General features: G+C 39.5%; 15 protein-coding genes. 9 read left to right on the forward strand and 6 right to left on the reverse strand.

What is annotated here, in order from left to right; all coding sequences use genetic code 11:
* The first annotated feature begins 348 nt into the window (after positions 1-348).
* The 3 genes from JWQ34_RS18600 (at position 349) to JWQ34_RS18610 (ending at position 4,239) form a co-directional block, all read left to right on the forward strand.
* Positions 349-1,932 carry a CotH kinase family protein gene (locus JWQ34_RS18600; RefSeq protein WP_299359953.1) on the forward strand — a complete coding sequence of 528 codons (1,584 nt, stop codon included), beginning with the start codon at positions 349-351 and terminating at the stop codon, positions 1,930-1,932.
* Between the two features lie 85 nt (positions 1,933-2,017).
* Positions 2,018-3,319, forward strand: coding sequence for a glycoside hydrolase family 71/99-like protein (locus JWQ34_RS18605; protein ID WP_299359956.1), 1,302 nt, complete (start codon positions 2,018-2,020; stop codon positions 3,317-3,319).
* Positions 3,320-3,333: 14 nt separating this feature from the next.
* A complete protein-coding gene (locus JWQ34_RS18610; protein WP_299359959.1) occupies positions 3,334-4,239 on the forward strand; it encodes an AraC family transcriptional regulator in 906 nt (301 codons plus the stop codon).
* On the opposite strand, the gene JWQ34_RS18615 is transcribed toward JWQ34_RS18610, so the two are convergent.
* The 3 genes from JWQ34_RS18615 to JWQ34_RS18625 are packed head-to-tail and all read right to left on the reverse strand — an operon-like array spanning position 4,214 to position 8,341.
* Entirely contained in the window at positions 4,214-5,035 is an 822-nt protein-coding gene (locus tag JWQ34_RS18615) for a sugar phosphate isomerase/epimerase (protein WP_299359961.1), read from the reverse strand. The two genes, JWQ34_RS18610 and JWQ34_RS18615, sit on opposite strands and share 26 nt — an antisense overlap.
* Positions 5,026-7,524 (reverse strand): hypothetical protein, encoded by a 2,499-nt coding sequence (locus JWQ34_RS18620; RefSeq protein WP_299359963.1) that lies wholly within the window; start codon positions 7,522-7,524, stop codon positions 5,026-5,028. Before JWQ34_RS18620 ends, JWQ34_RS18615 begins: the two co-directional genes overlap by 10 nt.
* Before the next feature lie 4 nt (positions 7,525-7,528).
* The gene (locus tag JWQ34_RS18625) at positions 7,529-8,341 is read right to left on the reverse strand and encodes a phytanoyl-CoA dioxygenase family protein (RefSeq protein ID WP_299359965.1); all 813 of its coding nucleotides are present in this window, start codon (positions 8,339-8,341) and stop codon (positions 7,529-7,531) included.
* Between the two features lie 213 nt (positions 8,342-8,554).
* Between JWQ34_RS18625 and JWQ34_RS18630 the strand changes: the two genes are divergently transcribed.
* The 6 genes from JWQ34_RS18630 (at position 8,555) to JWQ34_RS18655 (ending at position 18,256) form a co-directional block, all read left to right on the forward strand.
* Positions 8,555-10,171: a DUF6377 domain-containing protein gene (locus tag JWQ34_RS18630; protein ID WP_299359967.1), complete on the forward strand. Its 1,617-nt coding sequence runs from the start codon at positions 8,555-8,557 to the stop codon at positions 10,169-10,171.
* Between the two features lie 482 nt (positions 10,172-10,653).
* Entirely contained in the window at positions 10,654-11,757 is a 1,104-nt protein-coding gene (locus JWQ34_RS18635; protein ID WP_299359969.1) for a PKD domain-containing protein, read from the forward strand.
* Positions 11,758-12,560: 803 nt separating this feature from the next.
* Complete coding sequence (locus tag JWQ34_RS18640) at positions 12,561-12,836, forward strand: hypothetical protein (RefSeq protein ID WP_299359971.1); 276 nt, start codon at positions 12,561-12,563, stop codon at positions 12,834-12,836.
* Between the two features lie 107 nt (positions 12,837-12,943).
* On the forward strand, positions 12,944-13,786 hold the full coding sequence (locus tag JWQ34_RS18645; protein WP_299359973.1) for a sugar phosphate isomerase/epimerase: 843 nt from the start codon (positions 12,944-12,946) through the stop codon (positions 13,784-13,786).
* 168 nt (positions 13,787-13,954) lie between these two features.
* Positions 13,955-17,047 (forward strand): PVC-type heme-binding CxxCH protein, encoded by a 3,093-nt coding sequence (locus tag JWQ34_RS18650; RefSeq protein ID WP_299359975.1) that lies wholly within the window; start codon positions 13,955-13,957, stop codon positions 17,045-17,047.
* A 21-nt stretch (positions 17,048-17,068) separates the two neighbouring features.
* Complete coding sequence (locus tag JWQ34_RS18655; RefSeq protein WP_299359978.1) at positions 17,069-18,256, forward strand: VCBS repeat-containing protein; 1,188 nt, start codon at positions 17,069-17,071, stop codon at positions 18,254-18,256.
* A 95-nt stretch (positions 18,257-18,351) separates the two neighbouring features.
* Here JWQ34_RS18655 and JWQ34_RS18660 read toward each other — a convergent pair whose 3' ends face one another.
* From JWQ34_RS18660 to JWQ34_RS18670, 3 genes are all read right to left on the reverse strand, one after another.
* Positions 18,352-21,957 (reverse strand): BamA/TamA family outer membrane protein, encoded by a 3,606-nt coding sequence (locus tag JWQ34_RS18660; RefSeq protein WP_299359979.1) that lies wholly within the window; start codon positions 21,955-21,957, stop codon positions 18,352-18,354.
* Between the two features lie 112 nt (positions 21,958-22,069).
* The gene (locus tag JWQ34_RS18665) at positions 22,070-23,362 is read right to left on the reverse strand and encodes a serine/threonine-protein kinase (RefSeq protein ID WP_299359981.1); all 1,293 of its coding nucleotides are present in this window, start codon (positions 23,360-23,362) and stop codon (positions 22,070-22,072) included.
* A 5-nt stretch (positions 23,363-23,367) separates the two neighbouring features.
* Positions 23,368-24,156, reverse strand: a complete 789-nt coding sequence (locus JWQ34_RS18670) for an FHA domain-containing protein (protein ID WP_299359983.1) — start codon at positions 24,154-24,156, stop codon at positions 23,368-23,370.

Raw genomic sequence — 24,156 nt, forward strand, 5'->3', positions numbered from 1 at the left:
AGTCATATTACATTTTACTTTTGTATTGATATTTTAATTTTATAACCCTAATTATAAAACTACCTGTCACTGATGAAGCACAATTATTAAGTGCTGATCAGAAATAAAGTTTAACGGTTTTGAGTCATACCTATCAGCCGGTAAATAAATAAACACAACAGCTATTGCTTATAATAATCTCTTTTTGCGGACTTATTTAATAAAGTAATGTTCGACAAGCAAAAACTTCAATAATTTAATTATTCTCCCCTTAATTTATTAAATATTGAAGCCCTGGGCTATCAGAAAAATATATTTTTCTTTTAAAACCATACGCATTTTTTACACCTAACCAAACAATATCGCCTTATGAAACAACATTATTTATTTTATGGATTGCTGATTGCAATGGTTGTGATCGGTTGCAAAAAAAATAATACCGGAATATCAAATACAAATCCCAATTCAAACGGGGTGGGAAATAAACCTAAAGTACCCATATTATCAACAACGCCTCAATTAATTAATTTCAAGATTAATGGAGCCAATTGCGCTTACGACTCAATCACTAACGCGTATTATTATCCTGTACCTATCGGAGCATCATTATCTACCTATACGATAAATTTTGATACTACCGCTGCCAAAGCTATATTAATTAATAATATACGTACCAAAGACGGTGCAACTGTAAACTATGAACTTAAAACCAATCAACAGGTAGAGATTAAGGCACTTAGCAGCCTTAATGATGTCACAACCTATAATCTTATTGTTACCGGATTGCCAATTGTTACGCTAAGTACAAATAGGACTATCCAGGACGCTGATGTAAAAGCCTCATTCAATTTGGTTGATCCAGATTACCAGGCGCAAAACAGTAAACTGCAAATATCATCTAATATTAATATTGCTATCAGAGGAGCTACATCACGCGGCTATCCTAAACTTTCGTATGCGGTGCATATAGTAGATGCGGCAGGTAATGATAGCAATGTTTCATTACTCGGCCTGCGTAATGATAATAGCTGGATATTGGATGCTATGTACATTGACAGAGGCCGTATGCGTAACAGGCTATGTACAGATATATGGAACAGCTTTAATAATGTACCCTATATAGCCAATGAGCCAACTGCACTTAATGGTACCCGCGGATATATGAGCGAAGTGTTTTTAAATAACAAATACCTTGGTGTTTATTGCCTTACCGAAAAGCTTGACCGCAAGCAACTACAAATAAAGAAACAATATGGCAATATGTACAAGGCCGACAACTGGACCAATGAAACCGATTTCACAGGGGTGTCTGCTTTTAGCAATCTAAGTAAAACCTGGGGTGGCTGGGAATTAGCGTATCCGGATCTTGGAGATACACCGGCACCAGATTGGGGATATTTATACAATGAGGTTAACTTCATTAAAACTGCAACCGATGATGACTTTACCAATCAAATTAAAAGCAGGGTAGATATTAACAATATGGTGGATTTTTTAATTTTTGTTAATATTATCAGAGGGACGGACAATGATAATAAAAACACTTTTTTTAGTTTTTATGATTCTCGCAGCGCAAACGCCTTTTTTTACTCGCCCTGGGATATGGACAGCACCATGGGAGGAAATGCGGCCGGTATCCATACAGATAACACGATTATTGGAACCACAGATAACTATCTCTTAGATCGCTTGCTTAATCTAAACGTCGGTAATTTTAAAGGACTAATAAAGGCGCGATGGAATGTGCTTAAAACCAATCAGCTAAGTAAAGCTACGGTAAGTGCACGTATAGAAGCTTATAGAAAGATATTAGTTAATACAAACGCATTTGCACGCGAAAGATCAATATGGCCTGGTAGTGTAGACCCTAGTCTTACTGACGAAACCTCTTTTATGACCAATTGGTATAGTTTACAATATGATTTGGTTGATAGTTATATTAACGGGTTGTAATTAAGCTTTACAGGTTGTATAATTTTAGCTTATATTGGTAGCGTCCAATCAGTTTCATTGGCCGACCTTTATAAACCGTACTATAATGAAAAATTTAAAATTAGCCCTTTTAGGGTGCTTATTAATATTAGCGATAAACATAAGTAATGCCCAAAACAGACACAATAAAACCACCTTATATCCATCTTATAAAGGATTAATAATGGCCGGTTATCAAGGATGGTTCAGGGCCGCCGGTGACGGCACAAAGGCCACCCGATATTCCTACGGTAATGAACAACGATCTGGCCTTGATATGTGGCCTGATGTAACCGAATACGAGAAAACTTACGAAACACCTTTTAAGTTAACTAATGGGCAAGCAGCCCGATTTTTTAGTTCGGCAGATAAAAGCACTACCGACCTGCATTTTAAATGGATGCAGCAATATGGTGTTGACGGCGTATTTATGCAACGTTTTTTTGGAGAAACCAAAAATAAAAAACATGATAGCGAGTCGGTAGCTATTATTAAAAACGCGTTTGAGGCAGCTTCAAAATACAAAAGAGCTATTGCTGTAATGTATGATCTGTCAGGCTTGAGCGCCAAAGGCGAGGATTGCTCATCAATTATTGAAGATTGGAAATACCTGGTAGATCAGCTTAAAGTAACTAACCAGGAGGGCGCTAAAACCTACCTGCATCATAACGGTAAACCAATTGTGGCCATCTGGGGTGTAGGCTTTCCCGATAGATCCTACAATACACGCAATATTGGTTTAGAAAGGGTAATAGACTTTTTAAAGAATGATCCTGTGTATGGTGGTTGTGCCGTTATGCTTGGTGTACCCAATTCCTGGCGCACACTGCGCGCCGATTGCCTGCCTGACCCCTATCTGCATGAAATAATAAAGCAATGTGATATTGTACTGCCGTGGAGCGTGCAACGGTATTCGCCTTTATTGCATAATGATATGGATCGCTATCGCGATGATGTAATAGATGATATTAAATGGTGCCGCGATAATAAGATCGACTACGTACCTTGCGTATATCCGGGTTTTAGCTGGCATAATTTGAGTAGATATGAGTTTCCGGATGATATAAAACCTGTAGGTTCTATCCCGCGGGAAGGCGGACGTTTTTACTGGCAAATGCTATCGACCGCTATGTCGGCAGGTGCATCAATGATTTATGTGGCTATGTTTGATGAGGTTAACGAAGGTACTGCTATATTTAAAGTTACGGATAATCCGCCGGTGCCTGCCGCCAGCACCGGAACCGCATTTACCAATCTTGACGGTAAACCATCCGATACTTATTTATGGCTCACTGGCGAGGCGGGGAAGATGCTAAGAAAAGAGAAGCCATTGGTATTGAAAATGCCTGAACGCGATGCTCAAAAATAATCGCCTGCCGTAAAATGCTGCGAAACTATTTTAAATATCTTAATGTAACGCCAACCGAAGAACGGTGGGGCATTTATATTACAACCACAGGATATTCTAAAATTGAGCCGAATGATAATTACCCTAACCAGGAGCATCCGCAAAGTCATCAGCTAACCTGGAACAGGGGACGCATTTTAAATGATTTTTATGTTGTTTTTATTTCGAAGGGGAAAGGTGTCTACGGATCTGCCTTAACAAAACCATCAGAAATAGTTGCCGGTACCTGCTTTTTTCTTTACCCCGGCGTTTGGCACCGCTACAAGCCTGACCCAAAATCTGGCTGGGAAGAATATTGGGTAGGCTTTAATGGATTTTACGTTAAACAACTAATGGAGAATGGCTTTTTTGATAAGCAAAGCCCTGTTGTTAACGTAGGCCTGAATAAGGATATATTGATTCTCTTTAGAGAGCTAATTGAAACTGTTCAGGCTTCATTGACGGGCTACCCACAGCAAGTTGCCGGCATTACCTTGCGGATATTAGGGCTGATTAACGAGATTACCCAGCATCATGAATACAATAATGATCCGGTCGGTAAATTAATAGCAAAGGCCAAATTCATTATCCAGGAGTCTTTTGAAAATACATTAGATATGGAAAGGCTGGCAAAAGAACTGCCTATGGGCTATTCCTCTTTTCGCAAGGCGTTTAAACAGATCACCGGCGAATCGCCAAATCAATATCATTTAAACTTGCGGCTTAATCGGGCAAAAGATCTGCTAACAACCACTGCGTTAAATATTAATGAAATAGCAGATCAAACCGGTTTCGAGTCGGTGTTTTATTTCTCTAAACTATTTAAAAAAAAGAACGGCGTGTCGCCCAGATCTTATCGTAATACCGAAGAAAGCATTAACGGTATTGATGATACCGCTTAATAAGCAAATCCTTCATAAAACAGTTAATAGCAAACAGATTGGCTAATGGCTTGTCGCTATAGGGTGCCTTTGGCATGTATGGCTCTGGCCCAAACTCGGTTGTAATTGGTAGTATCTCCCGGCCTGATTTTGCATTTGCTGCCACTATGCTGTCCCACCAGGCAAGAAAATTATCTAAAGCATACTTCCACTCGGGTGCCGCCGGGTCTGTCACTTGCGGTCCCTCTTCAAACCCAACTCGTGCATGAATATGTATACTGCGGTTTATAGCTTCGTCAACAATATCTTTAAAATTTTCCAGCATGCTTTCTGTAACGCATACCCAATGCGATAGATCGGCAGTTATTTTAAAATCTGGGCGCAGTTTAAAAACCTCGTTAGTGATTTGGGGTGAGTAGCCCAAACGACCTCTATGCGTTTCATGCGCTACCGCGATACTCATTTTTGCGGAAAACTCGGCAGCGGCATCCACCAATTCCAGGTTTTGTTCTAAAGAGAAATAGTCTTTGCCAGTATGCGAATTGATGAGTAGCGGGCCGGGTTCCACACATTCATAAAGCTCTTTAATAAATGAGGACTTGAAATCTTTAAATGTACTGCCCTCTGCACGGTGCTGGTGGGTTACGATATGCATTTCATGCTGCTGTAAATAATCAAACAACATTCGCTTATCCTTAGCATCCAATGGTATCCAGGTATCTACGCCATCATAACCCGCGTTCTTAATTTTAGAAAGAAATGTTGCCATATCCAAATGCTCATGCCCCCACTGCGGACTAAGTATTTTTATTTCCATTTGATCAAAAATTTAGTGATCGAGGAGCAAACTTTTGAAACGGAACAAGAACCATCAGCTTTTACTTTTACAGACTGTGCTTTATTGTTCACCCATAACTGATGAACCGACCCCGGCTGCAAACCCGTAACTGTAAATTGATATTTATTGGGCGACGTAATCGTCCATGAGATCTGTTTTTCATCCCACTCATTAATATCCGTATCAATAAGTTTGTTTGAAGCAGCATTAACCTGCAGTAAATTACTGTCCTGGTTATGATGATAGTAGGTTAATTTATTGCCTGCCCTGGATGCACCAAAAGCTTCATTACTTTTAACCGAAAAAGTATTGGTACGCATTACATAATCATTCACACTTAATTTAAGCTGATAAACTGTGTCGCGAAGGGTGTAATTAAACTCGGTTCCATTTAAGCTACTACTCAAGTTGGGTTCTAATCCCATCCTGTTCCATTTTGGACGAATACCGTAAATGTCTCTGTAAAGCGCCGTTATGGTAGTACATATCCCAGCCAGTATATCATCGCCTTGCCCTAATTGCGTAACCCTGCTATAGCGTTGCGATGATAAGCCATCTTTTTTATACTGTTCAAGAATGTTATTGATATATTTTAGCGCGATACTTTTGTCGTATCCTACATAAGCCCTTATGCCCAGGTAGCCCCAGGTAGGGAATATATCACCATTCTCATATCGCGGAAATGGCCAGTTGCCCCCCTGTACTTCTTCTCTTTTAAAAGAATCAAAACATAACGGCCAATGGAACAGATTCTCGGCTTTGACTCGTTGTTCTATTTGGTCGAGTATCAAGGCTATCCGTTTGGGGTCATCGCATATACCAAAAGCAATTGCTGCAAAGTTTACCGGTGTTACCAAATTGTCACCATGTATTGATCCATCTTTGTCACGCCAATACACATATTGCTTTTTAGCTGCCGACCAAAATCCGCCTTTTTCAATCGGTTTATTAAAAGCAGTTTTAAGCCGCAATGCAATAGCCGAATAGTAAGCCGCTTTTGGTTGATTGCCCATTATCTTTTCACAGTCGGCCCAATGATTTAAGGCTTCATACATTTGAGCGTTAACAAATGCGTTTTCATAGCTGGCATAAACAACATCTATCCAGTCGCTGGCTTTATGTTCGGCAATATTGTTGTTTACCATTTCAAATATGCCATTGTTATTGGCATCGCGCTTAATCAACCAGTCGAGCGCTTTTTCACAACTTATTTGGTGAGATCTGAGCCAGGCTACATCGCCCGTAATATCAAATTGCTCACTGGCATTTATCACGTACCCGGTTTGCGAGTCTACCGTATACCCCCAAACAGTTTCATAATAGCCTGTTTTAGCGTTGTAGGTGCCTGGTATCTCATCGCCCGGCACATTATGCCAGCGCGATAAAACGCGCCCGTCAGGCAGCATGGCCTGATCGCGCTCCTGGTTAAGCGTTGACGACATGTTGCGGGTATAATTTTGATCATCCACCGCCAAGCCAATCTGGGCGAAAAATGGCTCATGCAGGCACTTCCAATTGCTTGTCCAGCCGTTTGCACCTATAATATTATTGTCTACCACGCCATAGCGCCCGGTAGTATTTAGCAATTCGCGTACGGCATCCGCATCAATGCCGGTAAGTTTACCTCTTGAATATTTAACAAAATAGTTTACATACTGCAATACAAAATGTGCGGTAACTGTTTCTTTCTTTACCTCAAAAGGAGCAAATACATTGGCCCGCCTACCTACAAATCTGCTTAAATTATATCGCTGTTGTAAAGGCGTGCTGGTTACTAATTGTGTGCATGTAAATTCATTCTTCGGACTGTGCGAGTATTTAGTGGCAATAGCATTGTCATCATCCGTTTTCGCATTAATACTCAACGCATTGCCCGATTTGGCGTTCCAGAAAGTCACACCGCCGGTATGTACACCGTAGGTATCATTTACCTGTTTTAGATATTTGCACCAAACCATCCCGCCATTATCAATAATACCACCTTTCCAAACGGAGAGGTCAGCAAAGTTCCATTTTGGGAAAGATATATCTTCCAGTTGGTCATCCTGGTTATATGCACGGGTAATATCCCATGTTATTTTATTGCCATCCAGTTTAAAGCCCCAGGTTTCTTTAATGCCGATAGTACTATCACCATAATTTATGCCTTTTAACGTAACGCCATTGATTGTCTCAATTACTTGTACATTATTTATATGATCGCCAGACGAAAACGTGGCGCTTTTAGTTTGCACACCGCTATATATGCCCGAAGGGGATAAAGTATTATTCCCTTTTATGTTTAACTGTTTAATGATACAACCTGATGAATAATCTATTACTATAGCCAGGCTTTTATCGGGCGTGGTTATGGTAATTGTTTTGGTGGAACGATTATGGCTTATGTTTTTGTTTATAGCGGATGAAAAGCTTACCTGCTGTAAAAGCAACAATAGGATAAAAAGACCAGGCAGGATTTTTTTGGTCATAATGTTAAATGCTTGTGTAGATCAATGGTGTAAGCTCGTTATTATTTAACAGGTCGCCAACTTTTAAACGCGATACTTCTTCATCACTTAAAATATTTTGTGTGCCGTTAAAGGTATTGCCATCGGGCATATAGGCGCAGGTCATTGCGCGCCGGTAGCCGGGTGTCATATTAGGGTGTGCGCCATGTATGGTAAGGCCGTTATGGAAAGAGCAACTGCCGGCTTTCATGGGCGCGGCAAATGATTTGCTTGCTTTAAATTCAGGATATGTAGTAAATATAGCGCCCATGTTTTTGCCAATACCCGGATTCTCAAACGTAGTTGTATGGCAAGAGCCGGGAATAAAAAACAAGCAGCCGTTCTCATAAGTAGCATCATCCAACGCAACCCAAATAGACAAGGCTCTTCGATCGCTGAACGACCAGTACGGCGTATCTAAATGCCATGATGTTGGGTTTGCCCATGGTTTTTTAATTAAAGCCTGGTCATGCCATATGCGTATACCGTCCGAGCCGGATAATTGGGCCGCCATTTTACCCAAGCGCTCATCCAACATTATCTGTTTCATTTTTTCATTATCCTGCCAAAGATTAATTAGCTGATCAAATACGTTGTCGTAATATGATTTATCGGTGTCATCGCCTTTACCATACACTTCTTTTCTGTCTGGCAGTTTATTCCCGTTTCGCTTGGCGATGGCTTCGTTAAGCGCTTCGCGCCAAAACGCCAGCTCATCAGCCGATAAAAAATCTTCAACAACTAAAAATCCGTCTTGCCGGTATTGTGCAATAGCTTGCGCCGATAATTCATTTTTCATTTGGAATACAATTGGTTATCCAAAATTATTGTAAATGAGTCTTTGGTGTAAGTACAATTTACTCTTTTTTTTGTACTTTTTGATATATCATGCAGATTTGTAAGACCTAAATTCTTATTGAATTTTAATACTTATTATCAAATACTAGAATTTTGGTTTTTTGAATTAACTTGCAGATATAAACCTAAGCCAATCTATCTAAACCTGTGAGCTATGAAAGTTTTATTGTCCATATTATTTTTTGCTCTATTATTTAATAGTGCTAAGTGCCAAAAAAATGATGATAGCCTTTTAAATGTACTTAAATCTGAAATTTTAAAAAAGAAGATTTATGACAGTGAAAAGGAGCATCAATTAAATAAACTTAAACAAACCCTGACCATAACCCCTAAAAACGATTTTAGAGCTCAATATGCTTTATTTGATCAATTGCATGAGGAGTATAAGAATTATCAATTCGATTCGGCGCACGTTTATATAGTACGGTTACTCGGGGCGAGTAAACAATTGCATGATCTGCCTAAACAATACGAAAGTGAAATAAAGCTGGGTCTCATTCAACTATCGTGGGGTATGTATAAAGAAACTTTTGATTGTATTGCCCGACTTAATGTACACATGTTACCTGATAGCACTAAACGAGGTTATTATGCTTTAAAATACAGGGCACTTAGAAACCTTGCTACTTATAATACAGACGAGTTTTACTCGCCATCCAATCAGGTAGAATCAATAAAGGCATTAGATTCGGCAGTACGTTTAAATAAGCCAGGAACTTACGAGTATAATAAATACTACTCTCAACTACTTACCCTGCAAGGCAAGAAAAATCAAGCCACTAGTTTATTATATGGGGTGCTGGGTGATAACACTATTAACTATCATCTACGAGCAATGGCAGCATATGATCTGAGCCACCTGGTTAATGATCCCGAAAGGAGAAGATTGATAATACTGGCTGCAATTTACGATGTCAAATCATCTACAAAACAAACACTTGCTTCATTTACGTTGGGCAATATCTTATTTAAAGAAGGAAACCTGGTTGATGCAGAGCTTTTATTAAACGAAGCCCTTGAGCAGGCCCGGTTCTATGGCAGCAAGCTGCATGAGGGAGAAACGTTAATTGTTTTAGAACAAGTTGCTGCAAAAAAACTATTAAACACTGCCATCGAAAAAAATCAAGCCTTAACTTTTATGATAGGGCTTGTTAGTGCCGCGCTAATAGGTATAGCATTTGTTTCATTTATAGTTTATTCGCGTTTGAAAAAAGTGAGGATAAGAGAGGCGGTCGTACAAGAAAAGTATCAACACCTTGATAACATAAACAAAAGGCTTTTAGAAGATACACATATTAAAGAGGAGTATATAGGATATTTTTTTAATATCATATCAAGCTATATTTTAAAACTCGAAAAGATTAAAAGGCAAACCGAGCGTAAGCTCAAAATAAAGAGCTATGAAGAGCTATTGCAATTGGCTAAAGAAATTGATATAAAGCAAGAAAGAGAAAATCTGTTTTACACATTTGATAGTATATTTCTTAAACTGTTCCCAAACTTTATCACCGCATTTAATTCATTGTTGAAGCTCGAGGACCAGATATGGCCAAAAGACAACGAAATATTAAACACCAACCTGCGGGTATTTGCTTTAATGCGGTTAGGCATAAAAGATAGCCAAACCATTGCTAACATACTAGAAACTACCATTAGCACTATATATACTTATAAGAACCGAATTAAATCAAAGGCCCTTATACAGGGTAATGATTTTTACGATGTAATTATGGACATAAAATTTGTTGACCTAGAAACAAATGTGTCTTAAATAACGGTTGCGCTCACTAATTGCCATTTTCTATGGATTTTTAATAACTTTCAATCCACTGAAAATGCCAAAATTTTAAATGGGTTGTTTTGATATTTAAAAACCAACTATTTGATATTTAGTTGTTTATGAGTTATTTTTTTTGATTTTTACCCAAAACCTCTATATCCTGACTATGAAATCAATAACCTCTAAAATATATTGGTTAATTCCTCAACAACTATTTTTTGGAGCTTAAAAAAATAATTTTAATATTTCTTAACCCTGGCTGGTCAAGCTATTTTTCTTTGATTTTTGTAGACGCAACTATTTGATATATAGTTTATTATGTACGATGTTTTTTTGATTTAGGCTAGGTCTACCACTAAAATCGAATAATTTGCACTGTACTATACACAACTTTGTAATAGTATCTGGATATTGAATTATCGGTGCAAACCAATTGACGCAACCTATAACCAATTTAAAACAAAACACATACAATGAGAAAATTATTACAGCCAATGGGCTTACTTTTTTGTATAGGGACGATGATGTCCTGTTCAAAAAGCGGACAGGTAGTTCCTGTTGAAAATGTGCCGGTAAATCCTATTTCTGATTACACTATCACGCCTGATCCTACAGATGGCTTTACTTTTAAGTTTAGCAGCCTGGCAAAAAATCATACCAGTTTGGAATGGCGGTTTGGAGACGATACGCTAAAAACAGATCTAAACCCTACGCATACCTACCTGGATACTGGCGATCCGACTAAAAAATACACCTATACAGTTGATTTAAAAACAGTTTCTTCAACAGGTAATGTTTCACATAAATATGTTGATATCACTATTAAGCCGGATAGTATAGTGCAAATGTCGGCTGTAAAAACAGGTACAGCTAACCAGCTTCAGTTTGGTGTAACCGTTAAGGCGCCTGTTGCATCTGTTTTGTGGACATTTATAGATCAGGGTCTTTTTGGTGCTGCGGGGCCTACTACTACCAGTGCGTTGGCTGCTCCATTAAAAACTTATGCAGTAAACTCTGTTAATACGGTCAAGGTAAAAATTACCTCAACAAAAGGTTCGGTTGCAACAATTAGCCGTACGGTTACCCCCGGCGGCATTGCACAAGATATAACGGTAAATAGAACAAGCTTTACCACCAACCATGAAAATTTGAGTAATCTGAATGAAAACTCCCCGAAAATGGTTGATGGTAATACAACATCCACCAAGTTTTTAATGGGTACTACAACACCATTTACTTACCCGTTCATTGCAACATTCGGATTTGCATCACCTATAGTTGTTAAAATGTATGCCGTTGGAAATTGTGGCGATCTCCCCAAAAGAGATCCCAAATCATGGACTTTTGAAGGATCGAATAATGGTATAAACTGGACAATTTTAGATACCCAGCTAATGACCCAAACCTTTTATGATCAGCAAACAGCACTGGGCGCCACTACTGACGCGCAACGGTATTGGAAATTGTTTTACTTTTCAATAGCTAATCCGCAACCCTTCTCTCAATATAGATGGAAAGTCGCTTCAAATTGGGGCGATGCAAAAATGCAGGTATCAGAGTTTCAGTTATATAAGTAATCGTAATAAGCTTAAACAATCAGGCTATTAAAATATAACAGCCTGATTGTTTAAGCTATTCTTGTTTTGACCCAATGAAAAAACCGCAATTGATGCGGACAAATTATGATTTCAACGATGGATTAGGATAATTATCGCTTTGATCTTCTGCCACATTATCTAAACATTTAATTTTTTTCAATTAAAAGAAACAGATCATCATAAAAATCCTCAAAACCAACCCTTTCCGTCAGCTTGCAGCTTACGCGTCCCTGTATGCGATGCATCGAAGAGTGAATTTAAGTTAATATAAACCTGTTGCTGCATCGTTAGTGTTTTCATTCCTGTTATCAGCATAATACATACATATAGATCTTTATACAACTTGCTTGATCAACATTCAAATCATATCAATTACAAATTTTTATTCTTAATACAATTGTAAAAATTAATAGAATGTTCGATTTTTTATATGTTTGTTCTAATAAACTCATACACAATTCAATCTTTTATTACGGCAAGTTAAACTGCAAAAAACGCGTATAAATCTAAACGTATAATTGTATGAACATACAATTATACAAATCATAGCGATGGCAGACTTAACCCTCTTCTCTAAGTTGCCACCATTGTACTAAAGATATTATTTGATGAAAAAGTATTTGTTATCCATTCTGATTGTTATAGTCGTCTATCATTCGGTATCCGCGCAGTACCAACGCTCGAAGACTGAAACGATTGATTTTATCAATAACCTTCTGAAGTTTAGGGAGGAGACAAGGATCTATGAATCAGATCCAATAAGTAAGGTCAATAATCTCATCGTGTTACAGCATCTGGATGATGAAACCTGCAAACAGGTAAAACAAACTATAGATAATAAACGGCTAACCACCATCATCAATAAAATTCATTGGGATGCTTTCAGGGCGTTTGGATACAACGACAATCGTTCAGAATTATATATCTACTTTAACACAAATATAAGGGTAAATAATACCCCTAAAGACGTATTTGGCATATATATCCCGGATGATAAAGTTGAGGAAATGAAGAACGCCATCCTACGTCTGGTCGCAATTTTTAAGACAGAGAAATAATGTAATTTATTAGTTACAATAATATTAAAATGACTATTTATTATTAAAATAATAACTTTGGCTTAACCATTTCAATATAAACCACTCTTTTTATAAGCTAATTCAAAATGAAATTTGGTATAAATACCTTTTTATTTACATCTCCATTTACTAATGATAGTATTTTATTATTCCCCAAGTTTAAAAAATGGGGTTTTGATTCAGTAGAAATAGCACTGGAAGACGCGTCACATATAGATCCAAAACTTATTAAAGGAGCCTTAGATAAAAACGGCCTAACTTGTGGTTCAATTTGTGCTGCAATGGGTCCCGGTAGGGATCTCAGAGGAATAAAAGAAGAACAAAACACAGCTGCCAAATATATAAAGGATGTTATTGACGTAATGCCGGTATTGGATTGCCCTATTCTTGTTGGCCCTCTATATTCTTCTGTGGGCCGGGCTGAGCCTGTAAGTGAAGAGGATTATAAAATTCAATGGGATGCAGTGGTCGCTAATTTAAAAAAGCTGGCAGCGTATGCTGAACAAAAAGGAGTGAAACTTGCTATTGAACCTTTAAACCGGTACGAAACAGATTTTATTAATACCGCCGAGCAGGGCCTAAAGATGATTGCGGATGTTAATAGCGATGCACTATTGCTGCACCTGGATTCTTTTCACATGAATATAGAAGAAAAAGATCCATATAAGGCAATTATGAGTGCCGGTGATAAACTGGGCCATTTCCACGCTTGCGGGTCAGACCGCGGTACGCCGGGTGGGGATCATATCAATTGGGATAAAATCAGCGCCGCGCTTAATCAATTGGGTTATGATAAACAAATTGTAATTGAATCATTTACAACTGATGTTAAAGTAATTGCAAAAGCAGCATCTATATGGCGTAAGCTGGAACCCTCGCAGGAAGATATTGCTATAAAAGGATTGCAATTTTTAAAAAATAATTTATAATATATATCAAATTAAAACAACCAAAGAAAGAAGCTTTAATGTTTAGCTGTTCTTTTATACCCCATTAACCACCAATCAATAAACAAAAAAATGAGTAAGAAGATTTTAAGTTTATCTACATTTTTAGGATTATGCCTTTTAATAATAATAGGCTGTAAAATTCATAAAATGCAGCAACAGAGCAATCCGGCTGATATAGTAGCCGCAAATGCTAAAGATGCTGAAGTCGCCAAAGAAGATGACGATAGCCAATACAGCGGCCCTTTGTTTAACGATAATATAAGATCTACAACAGCGCGTACCCCCGAAGAAGAACGCCTTGGCTTTAAACTGCCTCCCGGCTTCGAGATACAGCTATATGCTTCTGATCCGGATATTGGCAAGCCTATAAATATCGCTTTTGATGCCAGGGGAAGAATGTGGGTTACACAATCATTTGAATATCCATTCCCTGCCCAATCTCCAAACAAGGGTAAAGATCGTTTGACCATTTTGGAAGATACGGATCATGATGGCAAGGCAGACAAGTTTACTCATTTTAATGATACACTGAATATCCCGATAGGGATACTGCCTTTAAATGATGGTGCCATAGCTTATAGCATCCCTTCGGTTACCAGGTTTACCGATTTAAACGGAGATGGTATAGCTGACAAGGAAAAAACGCTATTGACAGGGTTTGGACATAAGGATACCCATGGTATGGTTAACAACTTTGTACGCGGATATGATGGCTGGATATATGCTGATCATGGATTTACAAACCAATCTACAGCTTCTGGTAGCGATGGGCACTCCATTAGCATGACGTCAGGAAACACATTCAGGTTTCGTATGGATGGCAGCCGTGTTGAACAAACCACTTTTGGCAGGGTTAATCCTTTCGGTTTAGCTTATGATGAAAGAGGTTACTTATATTCAACAGATTGTCATACATCGCCTCTGTATCAGCTTATAATGGGCGGCGACTATCCTAGCTTTGGCAAGACAACCAGAATGGGTTTCGCTCCTGATATGAAGCGTCTTGAAAATGAAGCTACCGCTCTTGCCGGATTAGCATATTATAACGATGTGCAATTCCCGGAACAATATCGTGGTGATTTTTATATGGGAGATGTAGTAACGAGCAGGATATACAGAAACTCATATATCAATAAAGGCTCTACTCCTGTAGGAAAAAGAGAAGCGGATTTTATGAAAAGCAAAGATCCCTGGTTCCGCCCGGTGGATGTAAAGCTTGGCCCCGATGGCGCTTTATATATTGCTGATTTTTATAATAGCATAATAGGGCATTACGAAGTGCCTCTGGATGACCCGCATCGGGATAAAACCCGTGGCAGAATCTGGCGGATCACTTATAAAGGCCAGCATAATGCCATTAAAGATTGGAGCGCGGCAACTATTGATGAACTGCTATCAGCGCTTGATATGCAGAATATTTCTGTTAGAATGACGGTGACAGATCAGCTTTCAGATCGTATTGGCATGCAGGCAGTTGAACCATTAAAGGCGTTGCTTAACAAACAATCAACAAGCTCTTTAAAGTATATTCATGCATTATGGGTATTAGAACGTTTAAATTCATTAAATGATAAAATAATAAAACGATCAGCGGCAAACGCGGACCCATTGGTAAGGTTACATACCATGCGGATTCTTTTAGAGCAAAAACCCAATGAACACAATTACAAGCTTATATTAAATGCTGTTAAAGATAAAGATCCGCATGTAGCGCGTGCCGCCATAGAAGACCTGGTAAATTACCCTAGCATGACCTCTCTTGAGGCTATACTGGCAGTAAGACCAGAGATGCCCGTATACGATACCCACCTGATTTATACGGCCAGGCTTTGTATTAAGAATCTTTTAATACATAATGAATTGATGAAGCAGGCAGTTGCAAAAGAGTGGAAACAGCAGGGCGCGGCAAATATTGCCGATGTATTAGTTGCTGTACCATCAGCTGAATCAGCAGCGTTCCTGGCCCAATATATTAGCAAGTATCCTATACCGGGTAATACGGCCATAACTTATGAGCAAATAGCAGAGTTTATACCTATTGACCAAATAGCTAAAGTAATAGCTGATGCAAGGCAAAGAAAGGCTGACGTTGAGTCTGAGTTTATAATTTTTGGAGGAATACAGCAGGGGATAGCAAGAAGGGGTGGAAAAGAAACAGTAGAATTACAGCAGTGGGGTATACAACTGGCAGAAAATCTTTCAAATAAATATCCGGCATCAATGAAGGTTAAAGGTCCGGATTTAGTAAAGCAGAAATTTGCAATTGGCATAGCCGGAGATTATAAAGTGCACGCGCTTGAACCTAAAGTAAAGTTGTTTTTAGAACCGGGCTCTAATGCTGATATTGATACTAAAACCGATGCATTAAGAGCTTTATTAAAAATTGACCCGGAGCATAATGCCGAGTTGGCTGCCAAACTATTCCAGGATCCGGCTTCTTCTTTAGAGTTTAAAATTAAAGTTGCTAACGTACTGGGCGATTTAACAGGCTCTACTGGGTCTTCTTTAAACCAGGTTTTAACCAATGTTAATCGGGTTTTAGCAGAAGTTAAAAATGCGCCGCCTGATCTGCAATCGGCTATAGTAACTTCATTAGCTAGTTCTCCTGAAGGCAAAGACCTTGTTTTTAGCAAAGTTAGGCAGGGGCAAATATTTTCGCGAGTGTTGGTTGAACCCAAGGTTGGAGAAAGAATGTTGTTTAACATATCGCCTAAACAAAAAAAGGAATATGATGAATTAACGGCCAATGTTGAGCCTGTAAACACAGAAAGGAATAAGGCCATAGGTATGATGATGGGCTTATACAATAAAGATTCGAAAGCAAAAGAATTACCATCGCTAGATGCCGGACACCTGGTATTTACTCAAAATTGCTCTCCATGCCATAAAATAGGCACAGAAGGTGGAAATATCGGCCCTAATCTGGATGGTGTAAGTAAATGGGGCCCCAATGCCCTGGCTACAAAAATAATAGACCCTAACCGTAATATTTCTGAAGCTTTTAGAAACTATACCATTAAACTAAAAGATGGCAAGGTGGTGGCTGGATTATATCGTAGGGATGAGGGCGCTATAATGATCTTTGCTGATGCTTCAGGGCAGGAGTTTTCGGTAGCTAAAAGTGAGGTAGCCGAACGTACCGCATCCAAGTTTACATTAATGCCGGATAATTTCAGGAATAAACTGTCGCAAACCGAATTTAATGCCATTATAAACTACTTGCTTAACCACAAAAGTTAACATCCACTTAAATAAAAAAAGATGAACAGGTTCAATATTTTCTTTGTAGCAGTATTTACACTTACATCGACTTTAGGTTACGGCCAAACAGACGGTGTACAGTTTAAGAAGCATATATTAACTAACGACTTTATTTCTGAAGGGGTAACGGTAGGTGATGTTAACAGGGATGGAAAGATGGATATTATAGCCGGCCTATACTGGTTTGAGGCACCTGATTGGAAACGCCATGAAATTGCACCGGGTAAAATATATAATCCGGGTAAAGACTACTGCACCTCGTTTTTAAATTGCGGTATGGATGTTAATCAGGATGGGTGGGTTGACCAGGTAATAATAGGTTTCCCCGGTACGCCCGCTTTTTGGTATGAGAATCCAAAAAATAAAGGAGGGTACTGGAAAAAACACGACATTATGAATAATGTGGGTGTGGGTAATGAATCACCAAATTTTGTTGATGTTGACGGGGATGGCCGTATAGATATACTTTGTGCGGATGTTGATGCCAAACAGATAGTTTGGTTGAGCCCGCCGGTTAAAAAAGGCGATACCGTATGGACACGATACCCCATTAGCGCAACTAAAGCACCCGGAACAGATAAATTCTCGCATGGCCTGGGCTTAGGCGACATTAATGGTGATGGCCGGGCGGATATTATTATAAAAAGTGGCTGGTTTGAGGCTCCTGTTGACAGAAAACAACCTGACTGGACTCTCCACCCGGCAGACTTTGGCGAAGATTGCTCTGAAATGTATGCTTATGATGTGAATGGGGATGGCTATAATGATGTGATCAGCGCATCGGCACATAAATATGGTATTTGGTGGCATGAGCAGGTTAGGGACGCGCAAGGAAATGTTACCTGGAAGCTTCATGAGATTAGTAAAGCATTTTCTGAAACACATGGATTAGCATTGACAGACATGAATGGAGACGGAGCTTTAGACCTGATAACCGGTAAACGCTGGTTTGCACATAACGATACTAATACAGACCCGGGATCGCATGAACCGGCCGTTTTGTACTGGTTTGAATTTAAGCCGGGTAAAGACCCCTCATGGATAGCGCACGAAATTGATAACGAATCAGGCGTAGGCCTGCATGTGGTTATACAGGATATGAACAAGGACAAAATGAAAGATATTGTTATCGGGAATAAAAAAGGGGTGTTCTATTTCGAAAATATGATGAAAAAGAAAAAGAGTTAGCCCGGCCAGATAGATACTTTTGCCGGGTGATTGAAGGTAGTTACTAATACTTTATCATTAACACTTACCTTATATTAATTACCTTATTGCGATAGTTAAAAGGTTAAACTAAAATTAATATATGGATAAAAACCTTCTTTGGAGTACCCTCCCTTAACCTGAAACAGCGCCATATCTGACGGTGAAAAATACATGCCGCCCCCAAAACCGTTATGCCATTCGGTTGAATGTTCACCCTTTACCCATACGCGCCCTATATCATATGCCGCTGTAAAGCCAAACTGCCCCGGTGTGATATATGGGAAAAAGTCGCTTAGCTTTATTCTTGCGTCTAAATTATTGTACATCATTTGCTGGCCTGCAAACCGATTTTGTTTGAAGCCGATCAGATTGTTTTCGCCCCCTAAAAACATGGATTGATAAAAGGCAGTTTGCCCAAAAGTGATACCGCCACCAAGCCGCTCAGATATAACAAAGTTTGATTTGGTATCAACACTTTTATATAAAATTGCTTCAGGAATGGCCTGAAAAAAAGTACGCGCCGAACTGCCTAAACCTGCATAAGCTTGTATTCGCACGTTTACGTAAACTCCCCAATCTGTAAGCGCCTTGTTATTGCGTTTATCATTTATATAAGTAACTACAAGCCCTAAATGCATTTTGTTTTTATTGATAGTGGTACTATCGTAAGAATGGATAAGACTGGTATTACCGGTAAGATGCAGATTATTGTTGATGATGGAATTATAGTATTGTACAGACGGGCCTATTCTTAAACTGGTAGTACCGGCCAGGTTTTGAAAGCGTAAGGTCGCATCGGCAGTATAATAGCCAAAGCGGGCCCGGTAATAGTCCTGGTACTGGCCGGTTTTATTAAAAGGGGTTTGATTACCCAATCCAAAGAAATTTATAACGTTAGGGAAATAGGCTTTTACCGCAATTTCGGCATCGGCTTTATCAATTGCGTTACTCCAATCGCCAGTGTAACTAAAACGAGTTGACCGTGTGCCAAACGCCCTGCCAAGAATAACTTGCTGCGAACTACCCGGATCTTTCCGAAACCCCTCGTGAACATATTTAAAGCCGGCATCGGCATATAACCCGTCATCAATATTATACCCCATTTTTAATAGCGGTATCACCGTATGATATAAATTGGTAGGTATATAAGCTACGTTTGATGTGTCGTTAGATATATGTTTATCAATCAGGCCTTGCGCGGCACCTGTAAAAGTAGCAGAGTTAACTTTTTCATAAACATTTACCGTTCGGCTTGCATTCACAATATTATACTGTTTATGGCCGTTACCGCCAATTATTCTAACTTTAATGTGCGATATTTTTTTATCTACAAAAACACTGTCGTCACCCTTTGAGATATAAAGACGCACTTCTTTAGTGACCTTAGGATCAAAGATCCGGGAGAATAAAATATTTTTGCGACTCTTTTCGGCGGATACCGTTGTTTGAATAATTATATTGCCATTAAGGGTATCCCTGATGCTGAATTTCTCACTAAGGTCTGTTGCTTTAATATCAACCCGGCGATTAAAAAAACGATAATAGGTTTCGGCGGCGTCAACCAAACTGTTCCGCCTTTTTTTCATTAGCGCCAGTAGTTCTTTATGCCGTATGCGGTAAATGGCTAATGGCATTTTGCGCAAAGCATTTTCTAATACCTTATCGGTTAGCGCGGCGGCAAAGGCGCGGGTTACCTGCATCCATTGCTCATGGCCAATTTGGGTCATGAACCTGGTGTTAAGTATATGGTCATTTAGATAAAAATCGTTGATTGATTTAGAACCTGCATTATAACCCTTTAAATAACGTGCCACCCACTGCCGCGAAGCTATATGGGGTATTAAACCCTGGTTAGTAAAAAACACTTCAGAACGATCATGCGGAACTGCGGTGAAATATCTTATCCCATTCCTTATTTTGGCTTGCCAGCGCCATTGGTCTTCATGCTCATCCCAATCGCCCAAAAACCAATCGAGCAAGCGAGCTTTAAAAAATTCTATGCTGTCTATCCGGTTGTTATAATCAGCATTTAGCAACTTTATCATATTGCTTGTATTGATAGAGGTATCGCTACCCGGTTCGCGCTCATCTATCAGGCATATTTTACCGGCAAACTCTTTTTCGTAAAATCCCAGGTGAGTATCTGGTGCCACCCAGCCAATGGTTGGGGTGGTATGGCTTACTTTAACAACTGCTGCAAGTTCTGCCGCCATTATTGCGCCATATGGGTATTGGGCAGACATGGCATCGTTTAACCATGCTTTTGCGAAAGTTTGCCTTAACGCCTGTGGTAACAATATCAAAGGGTATTTTTCAATACTGCTCATGATATAGCTTTTACCCGCTGCGTTTTTTAGCAACAATGATTTTGTTTGGTGAGTACCGCCATAGCCTACTGGTTTTAACCCGCCCTGGTATTGGTCTATTTTTATAATAGGTAATGTTGCTTTTACCGACCATTCTTTGCGGTAGTTTTCGCCGTAAAGAATGCGGTGCAGTTTGCCAACATTATTAAAAGATGGATGGGCGGCTATAGTAATGCTGTCTTCTTTAATTACCTGGTCGCTTTTTTCAACCGGGATATGCACCTTAATAAATGGGCGATTGTGAGTGAATACTTTTTTAAATACGCTGTCTTTGGCGGTATTAGCAAAATAGGTAAACTTCATGCTTTTGTCTATCATCAAGTCTACTGTTACATAGCCAGCCTCTTTTAAAGCGAATAAAGAATGCTTGCCTTTTTTAACAACGGCCTGCTTTGCACCGGCACCACTTACAACCTGCATTACACCTCCATCGTTTATAAACTGTAAGCCATGCTCATGGCCCGACACCCGAACAACGTTAGAGTCGATGTTAAAGACTCTATTGATCTCTTGGATCATGGTTTTGTATAAGGGGTGGCCATTATCTTCGGGGTTATCAAAAGTGCCACGCAATAGAGGATAAAGCGCACCTAAACCAGGCAGGGGGATATATAAACTGCTTTTAACTGATGTTAGCGGGAACAAATAATCCTGCCATATATAGCTGCCACCATGGTGCCCGTAGGTTTCAAACGGGTGATGATCTGCGAGGATAATGATCTTGTTTCGGTTCTTATATAATAGTTCTCTAAACCTGTCAATAACCTCATCGTTGGTTTTGCAATCGCAATCTGCATCGGGATTGTCTTTATTGTAAATATATAACCACCACTCCGAGTCGAAGGCTATTACAACCATGTCATCGTTTATAGTGATTTCAGTAGGGTCAGGGCAGCCTTTTGCAGGTACCAGCTTTAATAGTGAATCTTTTTGCTCCATTAAATACTCGCCCTCTCTTTTTATTTTTGCCAGCCCCTTTGGCCCCATGCGGTCCCAATCATGATTGCCGGGAATAAAATATACGGGCGCGCCTGCCGCACGCATTGGTTTATATTGTTGTTGAAGTATTTTTTTTGTCCCTTCTTCTTCTTTACTACCGGGCAGCCCCATACCTATTGGATAGATGTTATCACCCAGGTATAATACCGAAGTTTTGCCTTTTAAAACGTTCCCGGCAGCGCTTTGCAGCACCCCGTTTTGTTGTTTGCCGAGTTCGCCGGCATCACCAATTAATATAATACGGTATCGTACAGAATCTTGCGCGTGAGTTATAAGTGCGGCAAATAATAAGGATAGTAAAAAAAGCTTTTTCATTAATGGTTGTTATCTTTATAAGCAAACTTTAAAATGTTACCCGGCTGCGGCATGTGTCCTTGTTTTGATATGTACAGATTGTTTTGGTCTAATTTATACAGTAAATAGCGATTTAAAATAGACCAAGAAATTTCTTTTTTTTAGCTTTTCGTTTCTTAACAATTGGAGCCCGTGCTTTTGATTTACGCGCTTTTGCAATGCTGTCTTTGGTCTGATTAATTGCTGTTGTATTTGGAGGAGTATAACGAAACATAAATGGCACATATGCAGTAGTTGCTTGCGGGCTGGACTGATATACTATTTTTTTGGAAGAAAGGCCGTAAACGCTCAAACCAACCAGTATTATTATAAATACAATCCCTCCGTTAAACAATGACCTGGGCACTGTTATGGTTGATTTTTGCACAAAGAGTGCGGCTTCCTGTAACTGTATCAGTATTGTTTGCAATGTTTCATTTTCGGTTTTTAATGCCACTATATTACTGTCGGTATTACCTGCCGAAACGCTGTTCTCTACAATTGCGTCTTGCAGGTACATGCCGTTAGCGTAGCGATCCTCGGGCTTTTTTTCAAGACATTTATAAATGATATTTAAAAGCCAGGCCGGCACTTGCATTTCGTGCTGTTGTTGTGCTGCAGTCCAGTTTTTAGGCAGATTTTCCTTTCGTAAACTTAATAGATCGGGCACCGGAGATTCCATGTGCGCGATCATTACCGTATTTCGTGCTGTTTCTCCATTGTCATGCAGCGGGAACGGCACGCTGCCAGCCAATAACTCAAATAATACCACACCAAAACTGTAAATATCTGTTTGAAAAAGCATTTGGCCCTCATTCTGCTCGGGGGCCATAAATTCTATAGCGCCGGCATGGCGCATACTGCTGCGGCGCTCCTCGTCTGACATGATCGACAGGCCAAAATCCAACAACACGTAATTGCCCGTATGAATATTAAATTTAATGTTATTGCTTTTGATATCACCGTGCTTTACGCCTACTTTATGGCAATGTGCCAAGGCTCCGGCCAACTGGTCGGCAAGTTTAATGGTTTCTTTTATACTGAAAATTTTCTCGTGCGGTTCAGACAGCAGCTCACACAAATCAGGACCTTCTATAAACTCCATTTCTATAAAAGGCAGTGATCCGCTTTCTGTAATGCCCCAGCTTAATATTTTAACCACGTTGGGGTTAGCTACCTCGTTTACTTTTTTAAGTTTTTCAACCTCGCTTACAAATTTTCTGTAGTTTTTGTCGTCAAGACTCTCGTTAGCAATAGGTGTAGGTAAAAGTTTCACGGCGCTTAGGATAGGCCCTATGCGCCGGCCTTTATAAACAGAGCCTTGACCACCGGTGCGTAACGCGCCCATGTTCTCCAAGCCTTCCATTATTGTAAACACCTTGCTCATTTATCTTATTTCCTCTTTTTATAACTAAATTCTATCACGGCTGTTTCGCCCAAAATAATTTGGTCACCTTCTGTTAACTGGTGGCCTATTTGGCTCGAATGCAATTTTACCAGGCTATCATTAGCCACCGACCGTATCTTTACTTTATTACCGGGTGGAATGCCGCCTTCGTCAGCATAAAGCATAAAGCACCCTTTTTCATTATTCCACTCCAAATGCGCGTGCTGCCGACTGATATATTTGTTGTGTTCATTATTAATGTCGCCGGAGAAAGCTATATGGTTAGTCCTGAAAAAGCCACCCTCTACTTGTGCCGTTTTTTCGCGGCCGATATTTAACTTGCCATCATCAGATTTGATCTGGTAAACAGATTTTTCGGCCTCACCATTTAATACCCTGATATAGGCTGAACCTGATCTTTGGATCACATGATCTTTGGTGCGAATAAACAGCGCCGCGTTAATATCAGCTAATTTTACAGCCTCGGGCGGAAACTTTTCATCGAAGTTTACCTCCATTTCCCAATTGTCGGGCAGTCCTATGTCAAAATCATCGGCAATACGTTGCACCTCGTCTTTAAATTTCTCAGGGTCATCCTGATATACGGCAGCCTCATACATGTGTTTATCACTACCGCTTGCAGCTATAAAAAGGTTAATGCCTTTGATATTGCGACCCTCGCCGCCCTCAGATTTTTGAAGATTTTCTTTTATGCCGCGCAACAAAGCATCGCGCACCGCTTTTACATCGCCGGGGCTATCATTATCCTGTCCAAATATTTTGAATATGCTCAT

It is taken from the genome of Mucilaginibacter sp. (genome assembly GCF_028288185.1).
Classification (GTDB): Bacteria; Bacteroidota; Bacteroidia; order Sphingobacteriales; family Sphingobacteriaceae; genus Mucilaginibacter.